At 53.2% G+C, this 5,552-nt stretch carries 8 protein-coding genes and 1 pseudogene; 5 read left to right on the top strand and 4 right to left on the bottom strand.

Annotation, left to right across the window (positions count from 1 at the left end; all coding sequences use genetic code 11):
- The coding region (locus tag AD928_RS00880; RefSeq protein WP_156470031.1) for a site-specific integrase at nucleotides 1-582 on the top strand (582 nt) is incomplete at its 5' end.
- An 8-nt stretch (nucleotides 583-590) separates the two neighbouring features.
- Here AD928_RS00880 and AD928_RS00875 read toward each other — a convergent pair.
- The 4 genes from AD928_RS00875 to AD928_RS00860 form a co-directional block, all read right to left on the bottom strand.
- Nucleotides 591-1,028, bottom strand: coding sequence for a MerR family transcriptional regulator (locus AD928_RS00875; protein WP_233419877.1), 438 nt, complete (start codon nucleotides 1,026-1,028; stop codon nucleotides 591-593).
- Between the two features lie 246 nt (nucleotides 1,029-1,274).
- On the bottom strand, nucleotides 1,275-1,910 hold the full coding sequence (locus AD928_RS00870; RefSeq protein WP_062247513.1) for a hypothetical protein: 636 nt from the start codon (nucleotides 1,908-1,910) through the stop codon (nucleotides 1,275-1,277).
- A gap of 86 nt (nucleotides 1,911-1,996) precedes the next feature.
- Nucleotides 1,997-2,170: a hypothetical protein gene (locus AD928_RS00865; RefSeq protein ID WP_231888558.1), complete on the bottom strand. Its 174-nt coding sequence runs from the start codon at nucleotides 2,168-2,170 to the stop codon at nucleotides 1,997-1,999.
- Nucleotides 2,171-2,476: 306 nt separating this feature from the next.
- Nucleotides 2,477-3,079 (bottom strand): C-terminal helicase domain-containing protein, encoded by a 603-nt coding sequence (locus AD928_RS00860; RefSeq protein ID WP_167347326.1) that lies wholly within the window; start codon nucleotides 3,077-3,079, stop codon nucleotides 2,477-2,479.
- A 916-nt stretch (nucleotides 3,080-3,995) separates the two neighbouring features.
- Here AD928_RS00860 and AD928_RS14645 point away from each other — a divergent pair.
- The 4 genes and pseudogenes from AD928_RS14645 to AD928_RS00840 form a co-directional block, all read left to right on the top strand.
- Complete coding sequence (locus AD928_RS14645) at nucleotides 3,996-4,160, top strand: hypothetical protein (protein ID WP_156470030.1); 165 nt, start codon at nucleotides 3,996-3,998, stop codon at nucleotides 4,158-4,160.
- Between the two features lie 63 nt (nucleotides 4,161-4,223).
- Nucleotides 4,224-4,457: a FitA-like ribbon-helix-helix domain-containing protein gene (locus AD928_RS00850; RefSeq protein ID WP_045542262.1), complete on the top strand. Its 234-nt coding sequence runs from the start codon at nucleotides 4,224-4,226 to the stop codon at nucleotides 4,455-4,457.
- A 2-nt stretch (nucleotides 4,458-4,459) separates the two neighbouring features.
- A complete protein-coding gene (locus AD928_RS00845) occupies nucleotides 4,460-4,846 on the top strand; it encodes a type II toxin-antitoxin system VapC family toxin (RefSeq protein ID WP_048844483.1) in 387 nt (128 codons plus the stop codon).
- A pseudogene (locus tag AD928_RS00840) lies at nucleotides 4,846-5,352 on the top strand (SNF2-related protein); the annotation flags it as partial. The gene AD928_RS00845 and the pseudogene AD928_RS00840, both read left to right, overlap by 1 nt.
- Nucleotides 5,353-5,552: the final 200 nt, after the last annotated feature.

Below are 5,552 nucleotides of genomic sequence, written 5' to 3'. Positions count from 1 at the left end.
GCAGACAAGAAGCGCAACCGTCGTCTCATTGGCGATGAATACGACCGCCTGCTGGAAGCCATGGCAACATCGCCTTGGCCTGATGATGTAACCTTCGTCCAATTCGCCATTGAACAAGGCACCCGACGGGAGGAAGCCTTGACACTCCGTTGGCGTGACATTGACTTTGATCGTCACGCCTTGTCCTTGGAAAAAACGAAGACCATGCATCGCGCCATCGAACGTGGCCCGGAAATCCGTCCCCTGACACCTGGTGCGGCCCGCCTGCTGCGGGCCCTTCAGGCACAGCGCAAATCCGCCCGGCCCGGAGATCTCATCTTTGATATTGGCAGCAAAGATGCTTTCTCCGTGCGGTTCGGACGGATGACGAAGAAAGCTGGCCTTCGGGACCTCACCTTCCACGACCTTCGGCATGAGGCAACAAGCCGCCTCGCACGGATTTACACGAACCCGCTCGAACTCCGCCGGGTGACGGGTCACAAAGATATCAAGTCTCTGGACCGGTACTATCAACCCCACACGGAAGATCTTGCCGCCAAAGCCATCGCATATGAAAAGCGTAACTTTGCCGACAAGAACTAGCGTTTCCGTCAGGCTGTCAGGAATGACAGCCTGATCAGAGCCGCAAGCAGTAAGGCTGCGATCACAAGCCAGAAACTGAAATCCGGACTGAAGACCAGACTCTCGCCGCGACCACGCCGCTTTTTCGGAAGTTGCTTTCTCTCTGTTTCCAGAATCTTCCTCGCAATAAAATCATCCAGATCCTCGATACGAAAACACCGGATCCGACCGATTTTCAACGACCGAATTCCCAACGCCTCATGCTGGTTCCGTAATGTTCCTTCTGCAAGACCGATATACGCTGCCGCTTCAGGGTAACGCAGCAGACCATGAAACTCTATTTCCAGAGCTCCGCTTTTAGCCGCCGACATTCTGCATACTCTTCTGTTTTGAGTATATAGTCGGAGATGTGCACTGGCAGAGTGCGCTCCTGCCAGATTCCATTTATCTATTCTTGTACTGGACATTCCTTCAGCCTCCACAAGAGGAAACTGGCTTCACTCAACGATCGGAACCAGAACATCGAATCAATGACCAATTTCCCTGTTAAAATCAGGGTATGAGACATTCCTGAAACGGCAAGACGATTTTTTCGCAATTTTTGACATCGTTCGATTGCGCTCCGGATACCAAAACTGATGTCGTGCGCTACCATTCCTGGCGTGGGAGCTCCGGTTCCGGTCACCCCACGCCTCAGGCATCGGTCCTTGTCCTTATAGCGACATCTCTCTGTCACTCCCGTCGTCAGCGATCCGGTCCACCAGAGACTGGCACAGTGCCTTCAGGTCTTCCGGACGCGCCAAAAGATCGAGAAAGATGCAGACTGGGGTGATGCCAACACGGCGGTAGAAGGCTTCACGCCGCTCGAAGCGCTCCAATCCCCGCAACTCGTGGTCGTTCCGGGTAATGCGGTTGGGTCCACAAGAACCAATGACCTCGATAAAGCAGGCAGCACTTCTCCTGCGCAATGTCAGGTCCGCCTTCTCCGCCCCGAGGTCAGCCATGATCGGCTGATGGAGATCGATTTCCATATCCTCGTGTTTCAAAGAATCAAGGATCTGGTAAACGACACGTTCGGGAAGGGATTCTAGTGTCTTGCCGTTGGAAGCAATCTTCCCTGTCGGCGGCAGATCAGGCCAGCGAGCCCTTGCCTGGGTATCGACACGGGCCCAGTCGCGCTGACCGGACTCACCGATGAACACCAGATGCTGCCCAATAGGACCGAGATACCGGCAGATGGCCTCGCTCGGTGGAGCACCGAGGGCACGAGCCAGGTCCCGATAAGTGATCAGATCGGCTTCGGTGGGATAAAAACGGGACGGCGTGGCGTCGTCTGAAGAGCGAAACATTATTTATTTTCCTAGTGAAATTAGAACAGGCGCGATTTGAGCACGCCTGTTAATGGAAGAAAGGGATATGAGTGAGGAGGAATCCGTCAGTCGCAGCCGGAGCCTTCGCCATCCAGAATCTTGCTGGTCACGCACCGGACCTTGCGTCCAATCATGCGCGTCAGAATGACGACGCCCTCCAGAATGCGATCGTCCGTATTACCTTCGAGCGATTGGCTTATGGCAAAGTCAAGCAGCCGGTGCAGGGCCACGAGCTGCATAAGATCCGCCTCTACAGCGGAAGAAATTGTTGTGTGGTCGGACATTGATTTTCTCGTTTACAAGTATTGCGGGATGAGGAACCCACACGCAAAAAACCGATACCAGATCGGAAAAGAACAAATTTCTTTGGGGAATTTAGGGTGTGAGACCTCAACATCCCGGAAAAATTAGGATCAGATCACACAATAAAAACAGAACAAGAAATACTGCACCGTTAACCTTACCAGAGCTCGCAAGACTCGTTTCTGAAAAATACCAGCTTAATCCGTTATAGATTCGAACTGATCGTGCCGACCTGAAAAGCGTTACTGTTTTTTGGAGCGCTGGCGTACCCGCTTCCGCGCGGCCGCGACCTGGGTGTTCTTTGCAACGTCCGTCCGCTGGGCTTCAGACATCAGGGCGGAGATCACGCGGCTTCGTACACTGGCATCAGAACCTTCGATGCGCCTGCCGGCAATACCAGCCTTTTCGTCGAGGATCGTGTTGATGTTGGCGAGTTTCTCAATGAGAACTTTGGCAACGTACTCATCCAGATTCTGCCTGTCGGGCATATGCGCCAGAAGACTGATGATGTGATAGCCTTTCGCCGTCTGACCTGCCCGGTGTCCGCGATCCTCAGCCTGATGCATCGCCGCCGGAACCCAGTCGAGCTCCACAAACACGCAGGTATCAGCACGATGCAGGGTCAGAGCCTCACCCGCCGCGTTGATCGAACCAAGAAAGATCTCGACCTTTCCTTTTTGAAACATTTGCTCTGCGCCCGCACGTTCACGATCGGGCGTCTCGCCATGGACCGTTACAATGGACCGCCCCCGTCTGCGGAGCTGTTTTTCCAGTTCCGCAATCACGCCACGATAATGCGCGAAGACCAGACACGCTCCCTTGGCCTCGACCACATCATCAATCAAATCCACCGTGGCTGGATTGGCAACCTTGGCAAGACCAAGCCATTTGCGGGCAGACGAGAGGAGACCCGCCTCTCGCGGCTGTCATAAAGACCCCACTGCCAGTCCGCGACATCCTCTCCGAAATTGCGCGGCCCGATGGCAAAAGGGGGCTACGTGTTCGCGAGAGCGTGCGTAGGCTTCCAGCCGCCCTTGCCCCTTTTTAGCCTGTGGATAACATTGACTGAGGCCGCTTTCGAACAGTGTGTCGAGAAGGTCAAAAAAAGAGGGGGGGTAGAAAACCACCACTTTTTTTTCCGGATTTGGTACATGAAATACAGGGCAAGTGCCATATTCCGCCCCCGCTCGGTTAGGGTGGGGTGTTGCGTGTTACGGTCACGTATCGAAAAGGGAGCCGAATTTATTCGGCGATAGAGAGAAGAAAAAAAGAGAAAAAGCGTAGCGATTTCATACGTTTGCGAAGCATGCGTATGAAATTGAGGTAGCGTGCCCTCCAAGCCCGAAAAATGGGGCATAGGGGAGATGAGAGGGTGGTGCCTCGTGTTTTTGGGAAAATGTTGTCTGGAAGAAGGTGAATCTCGGGGAATGTATGGGATTACGTGGACGGAGAGGCCTTTTTTTTGAGGCTGGGGTGTGGTCTAGGAGTTTCTAGTGGTGGATGGTGCGGAGATGCTTTTGAGCGTCGTTGTGGCCCTGTGTAGTGGGCGATGTTGTCGTGGATGCTACTCTATGGATTGATTTGGACTATTTTAAGGAGGTTTAGTCGGTGTGTGATTAATACCGCAGTTTAGATGTGTGTTTTGTACCACAAAAACTGAACACTGTTGTAAAAAAGGGCACTTTTGGGATTAAATCCCAAAACGCTATTTTCGGAACTCAATAAAAACAATGACTTAGAGTTTCTTAACCGGAATGAGTCATGGCGAAAAATGGCTCGTTTTGGGGCCGATTTTTCCTGTGGATAATTTTGTTCTGGTTGTGGAATATTATCGAGCCTGGAAGCGTTATGGAAATAGTCAGTCACGTGAACAACTTTAACAGCCTCCAGGACAACGAACCGGCTGGCGCAGCCGATCTCGATTGATCTCTTCCCTTCTCACTCGAGAAAGGTTAGGCTCCAAATTGGTTCCGATTTGGAGGTGCTGAGATGAATCTGTCGATCAAGAACACTCCGGAAGACCTTGTCCGGAAGCTTCGCACACGTGCCGAGCGCCACCATCGATCTCTTCAGGGCGAGCTTATGGCCATCATCGAAGCCGCTGTAGCCTATGAGCCCGAGCAATCGGCATCCGGCGTTCTTTCCGAAATCCGGACGATGGGAATCGTCACCCCCTCGGAAGCGACAGCGATGGTGCGTCATGATCGTGATGCTCGCGCGTAAAAATGGGCATCATAAAAGTCATCGACACATCGGCTGTCGCGGCACTTCTTTTCGGGGAGCCTGAAGGCGAACAGGCGGCTGCGCTTATGGATAATTGCGAGCTCACAGCGCCTCCGTTGCTACAATTTGAACTGGCGAATGTCTGCCTGATCAAATGTCGCCGCCATCCTGAACAGCGCGATAAACTGCTTTCAGCGTTCAATTTACGAAAGCAACTCGGGATCCGAGAAATCGCAGTGAATCAGGGTGAGGTCGTTCTGCTTGCCGAAAAGACCGGACTGACCGCCTACGACGCAAGTTATCTCTGGCTGGCCCACGTTCTGGAAGCAGAGATTGTCACTTTTGACCGCAAGCTTCGCAAAGCTGCAGCAACGGCCGGAACGCGCTGATGGACTTCGGACAACTCCAGCCGGGCGCCCATATTCGTGGCCTTGATACTGGCGGAATAGCTGAAATCATCCAGGTGCGAAGTTTCGGACCTGATGCGCTCAATCTTGTTTTCCGGGTCAACGGAAAAATCGGCGAACGGCTGCTGTATCGAGGCGATGAGATTCCGTTTAAACTTGTCCAGCCTGGCCGGGCCTATGCGTTCGATGCGGACGGTGCACTCCTGCGTCTTGTGTCGGAAGCGTGGCGTCTGCGTCTTGCACATCTTTTTGACCCCTATCTGGCAATTACTCTGTCACGCATTGAAGCGCTCCCGCACCAGATTACTGCCGTTTATGGCGCAATGCTGCCGCGCCAGCCGCTGCGTTTCCTGCTTGCGGACGATCCAGGCGCCGGTAAGACCGTCATGGCGGGCCTGCTCATCAAGGAATTGCTGATCCGGGGGGATCTGGAACGCTGCCTGATTGTTGCGCCGGGCAGTCTGGTCGAGCAATGGCAAGAGGAACTCGCGGAAAAATTTGCTCTCTCGTTTGATCTTCTGACACGTGATCAGGTGGAAAACTCTGTCACGGGAAATCCTTTTGCCGAGCGTAATCGCTTTATCCTTAGGTGTCAGGTTGTGAGACGTCATTGGCGTAATCAAGGATTTCGTCGACCTGTTTCATGATGTCACGACCAGCCGGTTTGATATAGTCTTGATTACGTGAC

Origin of the sequence: Acetobacter cerevisiae, assembly GCF_001580535.1 — a bacterium.
GTDB classification, from domain to species: domain Bacteria; phylum Pseudomonadota; class Alphaproteobacteria; order Acetobacterales; family Acetobacteraceae; genus Acetobacter; species Acetobacter cerevisiae.
This window is presented reverse-complemented; position numbering and strand designations above follow the sequence as displayed.